This is a genomic window from Klebsiella sp. JN_Kp126, from assembly GCF_033843325.1.
In the GTDB taxonomy this organism is placed as follows: domain Bacteria; phylum Pseudomonadota; class Gammaproteobacteria; order Enterobacterales; family Enterobacteriaceae; genus Klebsiella; species Klebsiella michiganensis.
Window position 1 is genome coordinate 142,090 of the sequence record NZ_JAWXQV010000043.1, and the last position, 18,016, is coordinate 160,105.

The 18,016-nt window shown below is 56.8% G+C and carries 13 protein-coding genes; 11 read left to right on the top strand and 2 right to left on the bottom strand.

The window, feature by feature from the left end; all coding sequences use genetic code 11:
- Positions 1–42 precede the first annotated feature (42 nt).
- Positions 43–534, bottom strand: a complete 492-nt coding sequence (yhhY, locus tag SIK97_RS04305; RefSeq protein WP_032751567.1) for an N-acetyltransferase — start codon at positions 532–534, stop codon at positions 43–45.
- A gap of 248 nt (positions 535–782) precedes the next feature.
- Positions 783–1,442: a bactofilin family protein gene (locus tag SIK97_RS04310; protein WP_032751565.1), complete on the bottom strand. Its 660-nt coding sequence runs from the start codon at positions 1,440–1,442 to the stop codon at positions 783–785.
- Positions 1,443–1,695: 253 nt separating this feature from the next.
- On the opposite strand from SIK97_RS04310, the gene SIK97_RS04315 reads away from it, so the two are divergent.
- The 11 genes from SIK97_RS04315 (at position 1,696) to glgP (ending at position 17,951) form a co-directional block, all read left to right on the top strand.
- Complete coding sequence (locus SIK97_RS04315) at positions 1,696–2,733, top strand: oxidoreductase (RefSeq protein WP_032751563.1); 1,038 nt, start codon at positions 1,696–1,698, stop codon at positions 2,731–2,733.
- 121 nt (positions 2,734–2,854) lie between these two features.
- Positions 2,855–3,550 carry a pirin family protein gene (locus SIK97_RS04320; RefSeq protein ID WP_025107853.1) on the top strand — a complete coding sequence of 232 codons (696 nt, stop codon included), beginning with the start codon at positions 2,855–2,857 and terminating at the stop codon, positions 3,548–3,550.
- A gap of 114 nt (positions 3,551–3,664) precedes the next feature.
- Positions 3,665–4,660 carry a gluconate operon transcriptional repressor GntR gene (gene gntR, locus SIK97_RS04325; protein WP_004106498.1) on the top strand — a complete coding sequence of 332 codons (996 nt, stop codon included), beginning with the start codon at positions 3,665–3,667 and terminating at the stop codon, positions 4,658–4,660.
- Positions 4,661–4,841: 181 nt separating this feature from the next.
- A complete protein-coding gene (gntK, locus tag SIK97_RS04330; RefSeq protein WP_004854998.1) occupies positions 4,842–5,372 on the top strand; it encodes a gluconokinase in 531 nt (176 codons plus the stop codon).
- On the top strand, positions 5,372–6,712 hold the full coding sequence (gntU, locus tag SIK97_RS04335; protein ID WP_014227075.1) for a gluconate transporter: 1,341 nt from the start codon (positions 5,372–5,374) through the stop codon (positions 6,710–6,712). Before gntK ends, gntU begins: the two co-directional genes overlap by 1 nt.
- A gap of 452 nt (positions 6,713–7,164) precedes the next feature.
- On the top strand, positions 7,165–8,271 hold the full coding sequence (gene asd, locus SIK97_RS04340) for an aspartate-semialdehyde dehydrogenase (protein ID WP_004854992.1): 1,107 nt from the start codon (positions 7,165–7,167) through the stop codon (positions 8,269–8,271).
- Positions 8,272–8,519: 248 nt separating this feature from the next.
- A complete protein-coding gene (glgB, locus tag SIK97_RS04345; RefSeq protein WP_032751560.1) occupies positions 8,520–10,706 on the top strand; it encodes a 1,4-alpha-glucan branching enzyme in 2,187 nt (728 codons plus the stop codon).
- Positions 10,703–12,679, top strand: a complete 1,977-nt coding sequence (gene glgX, locus SIK97_RS04350; protein ID WP_057173350.1) for a glycogen debranching protein GlgX — start codon at positions 10,703–10,705, stop codon at positions 12,677–12,679. The genes glgB and glgX overlap by 4 nt, the downstream gene beginning before the upstream one ends.
- Before the next feature lie 80 nt (positions 12,680–12,759).
- Complete coding sequence (glgC, locus tag SIK97_RS04355; protein ID WP_004106488.1) at positions 12,760–14,055, top strand: glucose-1-phosphate adenylyltransferase; 1,296 nt, start codon at positions 12,760–12,762, stop codon at positions 14,053–14,055.
- Entirely contained in the window at positions 14,055–15,488 is a 1,434-nt protein-coding gene (gene glgA / locus SIK97_RS04360) for a glycogen synthase GlgA (RefSeq protein WP_032751556.1), read from the top strand. Before glgC ends, glgA begins: the two co-directional genes overlap by 1 nt.
- 15 nt (positions 15,489–15,503) lie before the next feature.
- Positions 15,504–17,951 (top strand): glycogen phosphorylase, encoded by a 2,448-nt coding sequence (glgP, locus tag SIK97_RS04365; RefSeq protein ID WP_004854983.1) that lies wholly within the window; start codon positions 15,504–15,506, stop codon positions 17,949–17,951.
- The last annotated feature ends 65 nt before the right edge of the window (positions 17,952–18,016 follow it).

Below are 18,016 nucleotides of genomic sequence, written 5' to 3' on the forward strand. Positions count from 1 at the left end.
TCACTCCGACCCTCTCCCTGCCGGGAGAGGGTTAGTTGAGCGTCACCCCTTCAGCCGCGCCATAAAGTAGGCATCGACATATTCGCCGTTGCGCAGGGCATACTTTCTCCCCGTCCCTTCAATTTCAAAGCCTAATTTCTGATACACCGCCACCGCGGGAGCGTTATCCACAAACACCGTCAACTCAATACGGTCAACGCGGAGCCAGTTGTCGCACATGTCGATCATGGTGCGAATCAGCTCACTGGCAACGCCGCGATTGTGCCATCGTGAATCCACGCAAATGCCGAAATCGGCGACGTGGCTCCGGCGCGGGCGTTGGATAACCTCAATGGCGAGGTGTCCCACGACCTGGTCATCTATGCTGGCGACCAGCTGTTTGACGCCCGGTCGGTCGGTTAGTCGCTCGTGCCACATATGGCTGGAAGGATGAGGAACCTGTAGCGTATTGTGATATACCTCCGGCTGAGCATGGATCTGACGGATTGTGTCGTAATCTTTGGCTTCGGCATGGCGTATCACTATGTCGCTCATTCTTCATTTTCCTTTTTGAGTTAATCGTCCCCTTAAAGATCGCTGACTTTAAAAAAGGGAGCAACGCCTATTTTTTGCAAAAAGAGGTGGACAAGTGCGAATGAGAATGATTATTATTGCTCTGCATTCAGGGAGACCCTTGCGGAAAGCCTGAAAGCACGACATTGCTCACATTGCTTCCAGTATTACTTTAGCCAGCCGGGTGCTGGCTTTTTTTTTTGCTTTTTTTCAGCCTGCACCCGAAGACGCTACTGCGCCGCTTCTGCGGCGTGTCTGTCTGCTCTGTTTTTGGTTTCAGCCGCGGTATCCGCGATAAACCCCACCACGTTGCTCTTATCTGCCGCCGCAGGCAGCAGCTCTGCCTGGCCGGAAAAAACGCCGCCCTTGTTAATGGCCAGCGTGCGGTAGGCCAACGTGCCGGTGACCTGGCCGTTCTTATCGATTTCAATCGTCTCGCTGCGGCACTGACCGAGGATGCAGCCGTCGATAATCAGCTCGCGGCAGGTGATATTTCCCTCGACCAGGCCTCCGGCCATAATCTTAATCTGGCTCTCTTCGGCGTCGATATTGCCGCTTACGGTACCGTAAATATCGACATCTCCCTCGGCGATAATATTGCCGTCAAAGCGGATGCCGCTGGCGATAACCGTGGCGGCAGGTTTGCGGGAAACGGCTAACGGGGATGCGCTGTTGAGTACCGGCGTAGCCACCGTCTGTGGCGTCGCTTCAACGTTTTTATTCTTTTTAAACATATGGTTAATCCGATGATATTGAAAATGAAAAACGAAAGATGACAAGGAGAAAGAGCCCGATAGCCAGGCCAGATACGTGGATTCGCAGCACCAGGCCATCAGGCCAAGCAGCCAAAAGAGAAGGGCGCTATTCAGGGCGATATACTTGCTTTCCATACGAACGAGATGGCTACTCCTTTAGTCATCGTGTTTTGGGAAACGGCGAGCGCGATGCGGCGTCATGCTCCCACGCGCTGGATAAAAAACGTTCTTTTCCCGAGGGCCCTCTTATCCAGAATTCAGGCCGTAGGGTCAATGAATTTGAGCGTTAAATTTTACATTTAAGAATTTGGCACACTTATTGAAGGGGTTAAGTTCGCAGCCAGCTTGCGCTATGGTTAATAGCAGAGACCTAACAAAGGACCGCGTTATGACTTTGCACTGCGCATTTATTGGATTCGGCAAAAGCACCACCCGCTATCATCTTCCCTATGTCCTGCACCGAAAAGACCGCTGGCACGTGGCGCATATCTTTCGCCGCAGCGCAAAGCCAGAGGAACAGGCACCGGCATACTCGCATATTCACTTCACCAGCGACCTCGACGAAGTGCTTAACGATCCGCAGGTCAAGCTGGTGATTGTGTGCACCCACGCGGACAGTCATTTTGCCTATGCCAAAAGGGCGCTGGAGGCGGGCAAAAATGTACTGGTCGAAAAGCCCTTTACCCCGACCCTTGATGAGGCAAAAACGCTATTCGCCCTGGCGAAAAGCAAGGGATTGACGGTCACGCCGTACCAGAATCGTCGCTTCGACTCCTGCTTCCTGACCACGAAGAAAGTGATTGAGAGCGGAAAGCTGGGCGAGATCGTCGAGATTGAAAACCATTTTGACAACTATCGCCCGGTAGATGGAGGGAAACCCGGCCTGCCTCAGGACGGCACGTTTTACGGCCTGGGCGTCCATACCCTGGACCAAATTATCTCCCTGTTCGGTCGCCCTGACCATGTCTCTTACGACATCCGTAGCCTGCGCAACAAGGCCAATCCGGACGATACCTTTGAGGCCCAGCTGTTCTACGGCAACCTGAAGGCGATTGTCAAAACCAGCCATCTGGTGAAGCTGCCCTATCCAAAATTCATCGTCCATGGTCATAAAGGGTCGTTTATTAAATACGGTATCGACCAGCAGGAGACCAGCCTGAAGGCCAATATTATGCCGGGCGAGCCGGGATTCGGCGCGGACGAGACGGTTGGTCTGCTGGAGTACGTCAATGAGGCGGGCGAAACCGTACGGGAAGAGATCCCGCTTGAAACCGGCGACTATGGGCGGGTCTATGATTCGCTGTATGAAACCCTCGTTAACGGTCAGCCAAATTTCGTCAAGGAATCTGACGTTCTCACGAATCTGGAGATCCTCGAACGCGGCTTTGAACAGCCATCTCCGGCCACAATTACCCTTACCCGATAAGCCCTCATGGCTCCTCTGCACTCGTTCATATTTTTTGAACAGAGGAGTCAATTTTCACCCTCTATGATCGCCAGGGGATTGGGTCCACACTTATCCCATCGAAAACATACGGGGGTGCAACATGATCTACTTACGCAAAGCTAACGAACGCGGCCACGCTAACCACGGCTGGCTGGATTCCTGGCATACTTTCTCTTTCGCGAACTATTACGACCCTAACTTTATGGGCTTCTCGGCGCTGCGGGTGATCAATGACGACGTGATTGATGCAGGCCAGGGCTTCGGTACCCATCCGCATAAAGATATGGAAATTCTGACCTACGTGCTGGAAGGGGCCGTTGAGCACCAGGACAGCATGGGGAATAAAGAGCAGGTGCCGGCGGGTGAGTTCCAGATCATGAGTGCGGGTACCGGGATTCGTCACTCGGAGTACAACCCAAGCAACACGGAAAAACTGCATCTGTACCAGATCTGGATTATGCCGGAAAAAAATGGCATCACGCCGCGCTACGAACAGCGCCGCTTTGACGCCGCGCAGGGCAAACAGCTGGTACTTTCGCCGGATGCCCGCGAAGGTTCGCTGAAGGTGTACCAGGATATGGAACTGTACCGCTGGGCGCTGCTGAAAGACGAGCAGTCGGTGCACCAGATTGCCGCTGAACGGCGGGTGTGGATCCAGGTGGTGAAAGGTGACGTCACCATCAACGGAACGAAGGCCACCACCAGCGATGGCCTGGCCATTTGGGACGAGCAGGCGATTTCCGTACACGCCGACGGCGATAGCGAAATTCTGCTGTTCGATCTGCCGCCCGTCTGATCGTTCTCCGATCGGGTCTAAATAAATTGCGCAACCTTCCCTGATGTTAGGGAAGGTTGCGCTTTGTCCGTGATAAACTGAGAAAATGTTTCCCCGTTGATCGCAGTCAGGACGATGAAAAAGAAAAGACCCGTACTTCAGGATGTAGCCGATCTTGTCGGCGTGACCAAAATGACGGTCAGTCGCTACTTACGTAACCCGGAACAGGTTTCCGAAGCGCTGCGTGGCAAGATAGCCGTTGCTCTCGATGAACTGGGTTATATTCCTAATCGCGCCCCCGACATCCTCTCGAATGCCACCAGCCGCGCTATTGGCGTGCTGCTGCCCTCGTTAACTAACCAGGTTTTCTCAGAAGTGCTGCGCGGTATTGAAAGCGTGACCGACTCTTTCGGTTACCAGACGATGCTGGCGCACTACGGCTATAAGCCGGAAATGGAAGAAAAACGCCTGGAATCCATGCTTTCCTGGAATATTGACGGCCTGATCCTTACCGAACGAACCCATACGCCGCGCACCCTGAAGATGATTGAAGTGGCGGGTATCCCGGTTGTGGAGCTGATGGACAGCCAGTCGCCGTGCCTCGATATCGCCGTCGGCTTTGATAACTTTGAAGCGGCCCGGCAGATGACCGCGGCGATTATCAATCATGGCCATCGTCACGTTGCCTATCTTGGCGCACGTCTTGATGAACGTACTATCATCAAACAGAAGGGGTATGAGCAGGCGATGCTTGATGCCGGAATGACGCCCTACAGCGTGATGGTTGAGCAGTCTTCCTCTTATTCATCGGGGATTGAGCTGATGCGCCAGGCGCGTCGCGAATATCCGCAGCTTGACGGCATTTTCTGTACCAACGATGACCTTGCGGTCGGCGCGGCGTTTGAGTGCCAGCGGCTGGGGCTTAAAATCCCTGACGATATGGCGATTGCCGGTTTCCACGGCCACGATATCGGCCAGGTGATGGAGCCGCGTCTGGCCAGCGTGCTGACGCCGCGCGAGCGGATGGGGCGGATTGGTGCTGAACGACTGCTGGCGCGTATTCGCGGTGAAGCGGTGACGCCTAAGATGTTAGATTTAGGTTTCACATTGTCACCGGGCGGATCTATTTAAACTGACAAATTTGAAGTAGATCACACATATTCACATCTGGCACGAATGGTTATTGCTTCTCCACAACTCCGGCATGACAATGTTACCGATAACAGTTACCCGTAACAATTAACCTGTACGCCAGTATTCCACGCCGTTAAACGCTGCCAGGCTGCGCGTATGTGTCCAGTGGGAGGAAGCTTTGAGCACGACTAACCATGATCACCACATCTATGTCCTGATGGGCGTTTCCGGCAGCGGCAAATCCGCTGTCGCCAGCGAAGTGGCGCATCAACTGCACGCCGCGTTTCTCGACGGCGACTTTCTGCATCCGCGCAGCAACATCAACAAGATGGCTTCCGGCGAACCGTTAAATGACGATGACCGCACCCCGTGGCTGCAGGCGCTGAACGATGCCGCGTTTGCCATGCAGCGTACCAATAAAGTGTCGCTGATTGTCTGCTCCGCGCTGAAAAAGAGCTACCGCGACATCCTGCGTAAAGGTAACCCGAACCTCTCATTTATCTACCTGAAAGGCGACTTCGAGGTTATCGAACAACGTCTGAAGGCGCGTAAAGGCCACTTCTTTAAAACTCAGATGCTGGTCACGCAGTTTGAAACGCTGCAGGAACCGGGCGCGGATGAAAACGATGTTTTAATCGTCGATATCGACCAGTCATTGGAAGGCGTGGTCGCCAGCACCATTGAGGTGATCAACAAAGGCAGTAAATAGTGAGTACATTAACGCTTGTTTTAACAGCAGTCGGCTCCGTTTTGCTGCTGCTGTTTTTAGTGATGAAGGCGCGTATGCATGCCTTCGTGGCTTTGATGGTGGTTTCTATTGGAGCAGGGCTTTTTTCCGGAATGCCGTTGGACAAGATCGCGGCGACGATGGAAAAAGGCATGGGCGGCACGCTGGGCTTTCTGGCTATCGTCGTCGCGCTGGGGGCTATGTTCGGTAAGATCCTGCATGAAACCGGCGCGGTCGACCAGATTGCCGTGAAGATGCTGAAATCTTTCGGCCACAATCGCGCCCACTATGCGATAGGCCTGGCCGGACTTATCTGCGCGCTGCCGCTGTTTTTCGAAGTGGCGATCGTGCTGCTGATCAGCGTGGCTTTCTCAATGGCGCGCCACACCGGCACCAACCTGGTGAAGCTGGTGATCCCGCTGTTTGCTGGCGTAGCCGCTGCGGCCGCGTTCCTGCTGCCGGGGCCCGCGCCGATGCTGCTGGCCTCGCAGATGCACGCCGACTTTGGCTGGATGATCCTGATTGGCCTGTGCGCCGCGATCCCGGGGATGATTATCGCCGGACCGCTGTGGGGTAACTTTATCAGCCGTTACGTTGAGCTGCATATTCCGGACGATATTAGCGAGCCGCACCTCGGCGAAGGCAAAATGCCGTCATTCGGCTTCAGCCTGTCGCTGATTCTGCTGCCGCTGGTGCTGGTTGGCCTGAAAACCATCGCCGCGCGCTTTGTGCCGGAAGGCTCTACCGCCTACGAATGGTTTGAGTTTATCGGCCATCCGTTTACCGCGATTCTGGTGGCGTGCCTGGTGGCTATCTATGGCCTTGCGGTACGTCAGGGGATGGCCAAAGATCGGGTGATGGAGATTTGCGGTCATGCGCTCCAGCCTGCGGGCATTATCCTGCTGGTCATCGGTGCGGGCGGCGTGTTCAAACAGGTGCTGGTCGACTCTGGCGTCGGTCCTGCCCTCGGCGAAGCGTTGACCGGCATGGGCCTGCCGATTGCTATCACCTGCTTCGTGCTGGCGGCGGCGGTGCGTATTATTCAGGGCTCCGCGACCGTTGCCTGTCTGACGGCCGTTGGGCTGGTGATGCCGGTTATCGAACAGCTGCACTACAGCGGCGCGCAGATGGCGGCGCTCTCTATCTGCATCGCCGGCGGCTCTATTGTCGTCAGCCACGTTAACGACGCGGGCTTCTGGCTGTTCGGTAAGTTTACCGGCGCGACCGAAGCGCAAACGCTGAAGACCTGGACGATGATGGAAACCATCCTCGGCACCGTCGGGGCGATTGTCGGCATGATTGCGTTTACGCTATTGAGCTAAACGACAAAGTGAAACACCCGGCGGAGCGAGGCGATGCCGGGTTAATTTTTCCGCTCTACTTATATCGAAAACCCTTAGCTTTACCCCTCTCCCGATCTGCCACTATCAGAAATACGATAAACGTCATACGGCTCACAAACCCGCGCCACGCCTGGCTTTAACCGGTTTGGTTAGCAAGAGCAAAACAACCGAATTTCTGCCGTAATCCATAATCCTGATCAATAAAATAGCGGCGGAAAATATTTCCTTCGCGATATAAATTCCCTGATAATTATTAGGGTATTCCGGGGGGCCAGCGACGGCTGCCGCTATGCAAAATTAGTTACGTTACTGATTGCCTGGCAATCATTGATTAATTTCACTTGCGACTTTAGCTGCATTTTGTAATGTGAAGGACTAACCAGTAGGAAACTGGCCTGGAACAAACAGCACACACCTCGCAGGAATACGTTATGAAAAATGTTGGTTTTATCGGCTGGCGCGGAATGGTCGGCTCTGTCCTCATGCAACGCATGGTTGAAGAGCGCGATTTTGATGCCATTCGCCCTGTTTTTTTCTCCACCTCCCAGCTGGGGCAACCTGCTCCATCCTTTGGTGGCAGTACCGGTGGCACGCTTCAGGATGCATTCGATCTGGAAGCACTGAAGGCGCTGGACATTATTGTCACGTGTCAGGGCGGCGATTACACCAACGATATTTACCCGAAGCTGCGTGAAAGCGGCTGGCAGGGCTACTGGATTGACGCCGCCTCTTCGCTGCGCATGAAAGACGACGCCATCATCATTCTCGACCCGGTGAACCAGGACGTTATCACCGCCGGTCTGAACAACGGCGTTAAAACCTTTGTCGGCGGCAACTGTACCGTCAGCCTGATGCTGATGTCTCTCGGCGGCCTGTTTGCTCAGGATCTGGTTGAGTGGGTTAGCGTGGCGACTTATCAGGCGGCTTCCGGCGGCGGTGCGCGGCATATGCGCGAGCTGCTGACCCAGATGGGCCAGCTGCACAGCCATGTTGCGGCTGAGCTGGCGGATCCGGCTTCCGCGATCCTGGATATTGAACGCAAGGTCACCTCGTTGACCCGCAGCGGCGAGCTGGCGGTAGACAACTTTGGCGTTCCTCTGGCGGGCAGCCTGATCCCATGGATCGACAAACAGCTGGATAACGGCCAGAGCCGTGAAGAGTGGAAAGGCCAGGCGGAGACCAACAAAATTCTCGCGACCGCCTCACCGATTCCGGTAGACGGCCTGTGCGTTCGCGTTGGCGCGCTGCGCTGCCATAGCCAGGCGTTCACCATCAAGCTGAAAAAAGATGTTTCTATTCCGACCGTTGAGGAACTGCTGGCCGCGCATAACCCGTGGGCCAAAGTGGTACCGAACGATCGTGATATCACCATGCGTGAGCTGACTCCGGCTGCCGTTACCGGCACCCTGACCACCCCGGTGGGTCGCCTGCGTAAACTGAACATGGGGCCGGAGTATCTGTCGGCCTTCACCGTTGGTGACCAGCTGCTGTGGGGGGCCGCCGAGCCGCTCCGCCGCATGCTAAGACAGCTGGCGTAGTCGTCACAAGATGAGAAAAGGGGTGTTGAAACACCCCTTTTTTTTGCGTAATACAAGGAGTAAACGCGAATGTTAGATTTTTCCCAACGGAGGTAACTCAGCCTTGGCTATGCTTTAAGTAAGGAGTCACGATGTCTCCTTACCTGAAGGTGGGACGGAGCAGGGGGACGCATAACGTGCTGCGCCGTTCAGGTCAAAAAAAAGTCGCCGGATACAGGAAAGGGCGACACCTACAACAGGATGAAACCATGTCTAATCGTATTGATAAGGACGTGATTAATGCGCTTATCGCCGGCCATTTTGCGGATCCTTTTTCCGTGCTTGGCATGCATTACACCGACGCCGGGCTGGAAGTTCGTGCATTATTACCCGATGCCACCGATGTGTGGGTCATTGAACCAAAAACCGGACGCAAAGTCGGCAAGCTGGAATGCCTCGACTCGCGCGGTTTCTTCAGCGGCGTTCTGCCGCGTCGTAAAAATCCTTTTCGCTATCAGCTGGCCGTCACCTGGCACGGGCAGCAGAACCTGATTGATGACCCGTACCGTTTTGGTCCGCTGTTGCAGGATCTCGATGTCTGGCTGCTGTCGGAAGGCACGCATCTGCGTCCTTATGAAACGCTGGGCGCGCATGCCGATACCATGGACGGCGTGGTCGGTACGCGTTTCTCCGTATGGGCGCCGAATGCCCGCCGGGTATCGGTCGTCGGCCAGTTTAACTACTGGGACGGCCGCCGCCACCCGATGCGCCTGCGTAAAGAGTCCGGCATCTGGGAGCTGTTTGTTCCCGGCGCGCTGAACGGCCAGCTGTATAAATTCGAGCTTATCGATGCCCACGGCAACCTGCGGGTGAAGTCCGACCCTTACGCTTTTGAAGCGCAAATGCGTCCGGAGAGCGCCTCGCTCATCTGCGGGCTGCCGGAAAAGGTCGCACAGCCGCCGGAGCGCAAGCAGGCTAACCAGTTTGATGCGCCGATCTCGATTTATGAAGTACACCTCGGCTCCTGGCGCCGCCACACCGATAATAACTTCTGGCTGAGCTATCGCGAGCTTGCCGACCAGCTGGTCCCGTATGCCAAATGGATGGGCTTTACCCACCTCGAACTGCTGCCGGTTAACGAGCATCCGTTTGACGGCAGCTGGGGCTACCAGCCGACCGGGCTGTACGCGCCCACCCGTCGCTTCGGTACCCGGGAGGATTTCCGCTACTTTATCAACGCCGCGCACGCCGCGGGGCTTAACGTTATTCTGGACTGGGTGCCCGGTCATTTCCCGGCGGATGATTTTGCGCTCGCCTCGTTTGACGGCACCTCGCTGTATGAACATAGCGACCCGCGCGAAGGCTACCATCAGGACTGGAACACCCTGATTTACAACTACGGCCGCCGCGAGGTCAGCAATTACCTGGTCGGCAATGCGCTGTACTGGATCGAACGCTTCGGCATTGACGCGCTGCGGGTTGATGCGGTGGCGTCGATGATTTATCGCGACTACAGCCGCAAGCAGGGCGAGTGGGTGCCGAACGAATTCGGCGGTCGGGAAAACCTTGAAGCGATTGAGTTTCTGCGCAATACCAACCGCGTGCTGGGCGAACAGACGCCGGGCGCGGTAACCATGGCGGAAGAGTCGACCGATTTTCCCGGCGTTTCCCGTCCTTCCTCCACCGGCGGGCTGGGTTTCTGGTTCAAGTGGAACCTCGGCTGGATGCACGACACCCTCGACTACATGAAGCTGGACCCGGTGCATCGCCGTCATCATCACGACAAGATGACCTTCGGTATGCTCTACAACTACACCGAAAACTTTGTCCTGCCGCTCTCTCATGATGAAGTGGTGCACGGCAAAAAATCGTTACTCGACCGCATGCCGGGCGACGCCTGGCAGAAGTTCGCTAACCTGCGCGCCTACTACGGCTGGCTGTTTGCCTTCCCGGGTAAAAAGCTGCTGTTTATGGGCAATGAGTTTGCTCAGGGACGCGAATGGAACCACGACGCAAGCCTCGACTGGCATCTGCTGGAGGGCGGCGATAACTGGCACCACGGCGTCCAGCGGCTGGTGCGCGACCTCAACCATACCTATCGTCACCATAAAGCGCTGCACGAGCTGGATTTCGATCCCTACGGCTTCGAATGGCTGGTGGTGGACGACCATGAGCGTTCGGTATTTATCTTTGTTCGTCGCGACAGGGCGGGCAATGAAATTATCGTCGCCAGCAACTTCACCCCGGTCCCGCGTCATGAGTACCGTTTTGGCATCAACCAGCCCGGCCGCTGGCGTGAAGAGCTCAACACCGACTCCATGCATTACCACGGCAGCAACACCGGCAACGGCGGCGTCGTTGAGAGCGACCCGATCGCCAGCCACGGTCGTGAACACTCCCTCTCCATTACGCTGCCTCCGCTGGCGACGGTGTGGCTGGTGCGGGAGGCGCAATGATCGCACTCGCGGCAGGACAGCCCGCGCCTTTAGGGGCCAGCTACGACGGTAAGGGCGTGAATTTCGCGCTCTTTTCCGCCCACGCGGAGCGGGTGGAACTCTGCGTGTTTGACGAGCAGGGCAATGAGCGACGCGTCGACCTGCCCGCGCGCAGCGGCGATATCTGGCACGGCTGGCTCGCCGATGTCGGGCCTGGCCTGCGCTACGGCTACCGCGTCCACGGGCCCTGGGACCCAACGCAAGGGCACCGCTTCAACCCGGCGAAGCTGCTGCTTGACCCCTGCTGCCATCAGGTAGACGGCGGGTTGCCTGACGATGAACGTCTCCACGGCGGCGATCGCGTTCCCGATCGTCGCGACAGCGCGGCGATAGCGCCGAAGTCGCGGGTGATCGACCTGCATTACGACTGGCGCGGCGATAAGCCGCCGCGCACGCCGTGGGGCCAGACGGTGATTTATGAAGCCCACGTCAAGGGGCTGACGTATCTGCACCCCGATCTGCCGGAGAATGTCCGCGGCACCTATAAAGCGCTCGGTCATCCGGTGATGATCGATTACTTCCGCATGCTGGGCATTACTGCACTAGAGTTAATGCCGGTGGCGCAGTTCGCCAGCGAACCGCGCCTTCAGCGGATGGGGTTAAGCAACTATTGGGGCTACAACCCGCTGGCGATTTTCGCCCTCGACACGCGCTACGCCATCGCGCCGGAGCAGGCGTTAAACGAGTTTCGCGATGCGGTAAAAGCGCTGCATGCGGCGGGCATCGAAGTGATCCTTGACGTGGTGCTGAACCATAGCGCGGAGATAGACCTGGAAGGGCCGACCTTCTCCCTGCGCGGAATCGATAACCGTAGCTATTATTGGATCAGGGAAGACGGCGATTACCACAACTGGACCGGCTGCGGGAACACCCTCAACCTCAGCCACCCCGGCGTGGTGGAGTATGCCCGCCAGTGCCTGCGCTTTTGGGTTGACGAGTGCCACGTTGACGGCTTTCGTTTCGACCTCGCCTCGGTGATGGGGCGGACGCCGGCGTTTCGTCAGGATGCGCCGCTGTTTGAGGCCATCCGTAACGACCCGCGTCTGGCTGAGGTCAAGCTGATCGCGGAACCCTGGGATATCGGCCCGGGCGGCTACCAGGTGGGTAACTTTCCGCCGCTGTTCGCCGAGTGGAACGACCATTTCCGCGATACCGCGCGTCGATTCTGGCTGCAGCAGAACGTCTCGCTGGGCGACTTCGCTCAGCGTTTTGCCGCATCCAGCGACGTTTTTCAGCGTAACGGCAGAGCGCCTTCGGCGGCGGTTAACCTGGTCACCGCGCACGATGGTTTCACCCTGCGCGACTGCGTTTGTTTCAATCAGAAACATAATGAGGCAAACGGGGAGGAGAATCGCGATGGGACTAACAATAACTACAGCAACAATCATGGTATAGAAGGATTAGAAGGGAGTCTTGCCGTGATTGAACGGCGCCGTGCCAGCGTTCACGCTCTTCTGGCGACTTTACTGCTGGCGCAGGGAACGCCGATGCTGCTGGCGGGTGACGAACACGGTCACAGCCAGCATGGCAACAACAATGCTTACTGTCAGGACAATGCGTTGACCTGGCTGGACTGGAACCATACTAACCGCGGGCTGACCGCGTTCACCGCCGCGTTAATTCATCTGCGCCAGCGCGTTCCGGCTTTAACCGAGAATCGCTGGTGGCAGGAGGGAGACGGCAGCGTTCGCTGGTTAAACCAACATGCGCAGCCGCTGTCCGCCGATGAATGGCAGCACGGTGCGCCGCGTATGCAGATCATATTGTCCGATCGCTGGCTGATGGCGCTCAACGCCACCGCCGAGGTGGCAGAGATGGTTTTACCCGCGGGGGAATGGCGCGCCATTCCACCTTTCGCCGGAGAGGATAATCCGGTCACTATAGCTGTCTGGCATGGGCCCGCGCACGGAGTGTGCGTATTTCAAAGGTCGTAACCTCGGGGCTTCCGGTTGGTCTCGAAGCGGCGGCGCGACGAGAAGGGCAGGCAAGCTGGGGAGTAAAAAAGGAGTTAATTATGGTTGGGGTAGAAAAGAACGATCCATTGATGCTGGCGCGTCAGTTGCCGATCAAATCCGTTGCGCTGATCCTTGCCGGGGGACGTGGTACCCGTCTGAAGGATCTGACCAATAAACGCGCGAAACCTGCTGTCCATTTCGGCGGCAAGTTCCGCATTATCGATTTTGCGTTATCTAACTGTATTAACTCAGGCATTCGACGCATCGGCGTCATCACCCAGTATCAATCGCATACGCTGGTGCAGCATATCCAGCGCGGCTGGTCGTTCTTCAATGAAGAGATGAACGAGTTTGTTGACCTGCTGCCCGCCCAGCAAAGGATGCAGGGGGAAAACTGGTATCGCGGCACGGCGGATGCGGTGACGCAGAACCTCGACATCATTCGTCGTTACAAGGCGGAGTACGTCGTTATCCTCGCGGGCGACCATATTTACAAACAAGACTACTCGCGCATGCTTATCGATCACGTCGAAAAAGGCGCGCGTTGCACCGTGGCCTGTATGCCGGTGCCTATTGAAGAAGCACGGGCGTTCGGGGTCATGGCGGTGGACGAGAGCGATAAGATTATCGATTTCGTCGAAAAACCGGCTAATCCGCCTGCGATGCCGGGCGATGCCAGCAAATCGCTGGCGAGTATGGGTATCTATGTCTTTGACGCGGATTACCTTTATGAGCTTCTGGAAGAAGACGACAGCGATGAAAGCTCCAGCCACGATTTTGGTAAAGACATCATTCCGAAAATCACCAAAGCTGGCATGGCTTATGCACATCCTTTCCCGCTCTCCTGCGTGCAGTCCGATCCGCAGTCTGAGCCCTACTGGCGTGATGTCGGGACCCTGGAAGCGTACTGGAAAGCCAACCTCGATCTGGCTTCGGTGACCCCGGAACTGGACATGTACGATCAGAACTGGCCGATTCGCACCCATATGGAGCCTTTGCCTCCGGCAAAATTCGTCCAGGACCGCTCGGGCAGCCACGGGATGACCCTGAACTCGCTGGTTTCAGGCGGCTGTATTATCTCCGGATCGGTGGTTGTGCAGTCGGTGCTGTTCCCGCGCGTGCGGGTGAATTCATTCTGTAATATTGATTCGGCAGTCTTGTTGCCAGAGGTTTGGGTTGGCCGTTCGTGCCGCCTGCGTCGCTGCATTATTGACCGCGCCTGCGTGATCCCTGAAGGTATGGTTGTTGGGGAGAACGCGGAAGAGGATGCACGCCGTTTCTACCGCTCGGAGGAAGGTATCGTGCTGGTCACCCGCGACATGCTGCGGAAATTGGGGTATCCACAGGAGCGCTAATGCAGGTATTACATGTATGTTCAGAGATGTTCCCGCTGTTAAAAACCGGTGGACTGGCGGATGTGATCGGCGCGCTGCCTGCAGCGCAAATTGCCGGGGGCGTCGACACGCGCGTACTGCTGCCCGCGTTTCCTGATATCCGCCGCGGCGTGACGGATGCGCAGGTGGTGACGCGCCGCGAGACGTTTGCCGGGCGCATCACTCTGCTGTTCGGTCACTTTAACGGCGTGGGCATCTATTTGATTGATGCCCCGCATCTCTACGATCGCCCAGGGAGCCCTTATCACGATACTAATCAGCACGCCTATACCGACAACGTGCTGCGCTTTGCGCTGCTGGGATGGGTCGGTAGCGAGATGGCCTGCGGCCTGGATCCTTTCTGGCGCCCTGACGTTGTTCACGCCCACGACTGGCATGCGGGCCTGACCCCGGCCTACCTGGCGGCGCGCGGCCACCCGGCTAAGTCGGTCTTTACGGTGCATAACCTGGCCTACCAGGGGATGTTCTACTCGTGGCATATGAACGACATTGAGCTGCCGTGGTCGTTCTATAACGTTCATGGCCTTGAATTTAACGGCCAGATCTCCTTTCTGAAGTCGGGGCTCTACTACGCCGACCATATTACGGCGGTCAGCCCGACCTATGCGCGCGAAATCACCGAGCCGCAGTTCGCTTACGGCATGGAAGGGCTGCTGCGTCAGCGGCAGCATGAGGGCCGCCTCTCCGGGATCCTCAACGGGGTGGATGACCATATCTGGAATCCGGAAAGCGACCTGCTGCTGGCCGCGCGCTACGATCGCGATCGGCTGGAAGAAAAAGCGGAAAACAAACGCCAGCTGCAAATCGCCATGGGGCTGAAGGTGGATGACAAAGCGCCGCTGTTTGCCGTTGTCAGCCGTTTGACCAGCCAGAAGGGGCTCGACCTGGTGCTTGAGGCGCTGCCGGGCCTGCTGGAGCAGGGCGGTCAGCTGGCGCTGCTGGGGGCGGGCGATCCGGTGCTGCAGGAGGGCTTCCTGGCCGCCGCGGCCGAGCATCCGGGCAAGGTCGGCGTACAGATTGGCTACCATGAAGCCTTCTCGCACCGCATTATGGGCGGCGCCGATGTGATTCTGGTGCCCAGCCGTTTTGAACCGTGCGGCTTAACCCAGCTGTACGGCCTGAAGTACGGCACGCTACCGCTGGTGCGGCGTACCGGCGGACTGGCGGACACCGTGTCCGATTGCTCGCTGGAGAATCTCGCCGACGGTATGGCTACCGGCTTTGTTTTTGAAGATAGCAACGCTTTGTCGCTGCTGCGGGCTATTCGACGTACATTCGTCCTGTGGTCGCGCCCGTCGCTCTGGCGCTACGTCCAGCGTCAGGCGATGAATATGGATTTTAGCTGGCAGGTTGCCGCAAATTCTTACCGCGAACTTTATCAACGCTTGCTGTAACCAGGAGCCAAAGCTATGAATGTACCTTTTAGCTACTCATCACCCACCCTGAGCGTTGAGGCGTTAAAGCACTCTATTGCTTATAAGCTGATGTTTATCATCGGCAAAGATCCGGCTATCGCTAACAAACATGAATGGCTCAACGCCACGCTGTTCGCCGTTCGCGATCGCATGGTCGAGCGCTGGCTGCGTTCAAACCGGGCGCAGCTCTCTCAGGAAGTGCGCCAGGTTTACTATCTGTCGATGGAGTTTTTGATTGGCCGTACCTTGTCCAACGCGCTGCTATCGCTCGGTATTTATGAGGACGTGAACAGCGCGCTGGAAGAGATGGGGCTGAATCTTGAAGAGCTGATTGACGAAGAGAACGACCCGGGCCTGGGCAACGGCGGTCTTGGTCGTCTGGCTGCCTGCTTCCTCGACTCGCTGGCGGCGCTGGGTTTGCCGGGCCGCGGCTACGGTATTCGCTACGACTACGGGATGTTTAAGCAGAATATCGTCGACGGGCGGCAGAAAGAGTCCCCGGACTACTGGCTGGAGTACGGCAACCCGTGGGAGTTCGAGCGCCACAATACGCGCTACAAAGTGCGCTTCGGCGGCCGCATTCAGCAGGAAGGTAAACATTCCCGCTGGGTGGAGACCGAAGAGATTATTGCCGAAGCCTACGATCAGATCATCCCGGGTTTCGACACCGACGCTACCAACACGCTGCGTCTGTGGAGCGCGCAGGCCAGCAGCGAGATCAACCTCGGTAAATTCAACCAGGGCGACTACTTCGCGGCGGTGGAAGATAAAAACCACTCTGAGAACGTGTCGCGGGTGCTCTATCCGGACGACTCCACCTATTCCGGGCGCGAGCTGCGCCTGCGCCAGGAGTATTTCCTCGTGTCGGCGACGGTACAGGATATCCTCAGCCGTCACTACCAGCTGCATAAAACCTACGCCAATCTGGCGGACAAAATCGCGATTCACCTCAACGACACGCACCCGGTGCTGTCGATTCCGGAGCTGATGCGCCTGCTGATTGATGAGCATAAGTTTAGCTGGGATGAGGCGTTCGAGGTGACCTGCCAGGTCTTCTCCTATACCAACCATACCCTGATGAGCGAAGCGCTGGAGACCTGGCCCGTCGATATGCTAGGTAAAATCCTGCCGCGCCATTTGCAGATTATTTTCGAGATTAACGACTACTTCCTGAAGACCCTGCAGGAGCAGTATCCCAACGATACGGCGATGTTGGGCCGTACGTCGATTATCGACGAGTCTAACGGGCGTCGCGTACGCATGGCGTGGCTGGCGGTGGTGGTAAGCCACAAGGTCAACGGCGTGTCGGAGCTGCACTCCCGGCTGATGGTCGAGTCGCTGTTTGCCGAATTTGCCAAAATCTTCCCGATGCGCTTTACCAACGTCACGAACGGCGTCACTCCGCGCCGCTGGCTGGCGCTGGCGAATCCGCCGCTGTCGAAAGTGCTGGATGAAAATATCGGCCACACCTGGCGTACGGATTTAAGCCAGCTGAAGGAGCTGGAGCAGCATATTGACTTTCCGAAGGTTAACCAGGCGGTGCGCCAGGCCAAGCTGGAAAACAAGCAGCGGCTGGCGAACTACATCGGCCAGCAGCTTAACGTGGTGGTCAACCCGAAAGCCCTGTTCGATGTGCAGATCAAGCGTATTCACGAGTACAAACGCCAGCTAATGAACGTGCTGCATGTGATCACCCGCTACAATCGCATTAAGGCCGATCCCGACGCCGAGTGGGTACCGCGCGTGAATATCTTCGCCGGCAAGGCGGCTTCGGCTTACTACATGGCGAAGCATATTATTCATTTAATCAATGACGTCGCGGCGGTGGTGAATAACGATCCGGACGTTGGCGATAAGCTGAAAGTGGTGTTCATTCCTAACTACAGCGTAAGCCTCGCGCAGCTCATCATTCCGGCAGCGGATCTCTCCGAGCAGATCTCGCTGGCGGGGACGGAGGCGTCCGGTACCAGCAACATGAAGTTCGCGCTTAACGGCGCGTTAACCATCGGTACCCTGGACGGGGCTAACGTTGAGATGCAGGAGCACGTCGGGGCGGATAATTTCTTTATCTTCGGTAATACGGCGGAAGAGGTTGAAGCCCTGCGGGCTAACGGCTACAAACCGCGTGATTACTATGAGCAGGATGAAGAGCTGCACCAGGCGCTGACGCAGATCGGCACCGGCCTGTTCAGCCCATCGGAGCCGGGACGCTACCGTGACCTGCTGGATTCGCTGATTAACTTCGGCGACCACTATCAGGTTCTGGCGGATTACCGTAGCTACGTGGATTGTCAGGATAAGGTGGATGAGCTGTACCGTCATCCGGAGGAGTGGGCCAATAAAGCGATGCTGAATATCGCCAATATGGGCTACTTCTCTTCCGACCGCACGATTAAGGAGTATGCCGACCATATCTGGCATATCGATCCGGTAAGGTTGTAACGGATTAGCCGTAAAAAACCACCTGCATAGCAGGTGGCATTGATTTCGCCCCATAGGGGCGCACT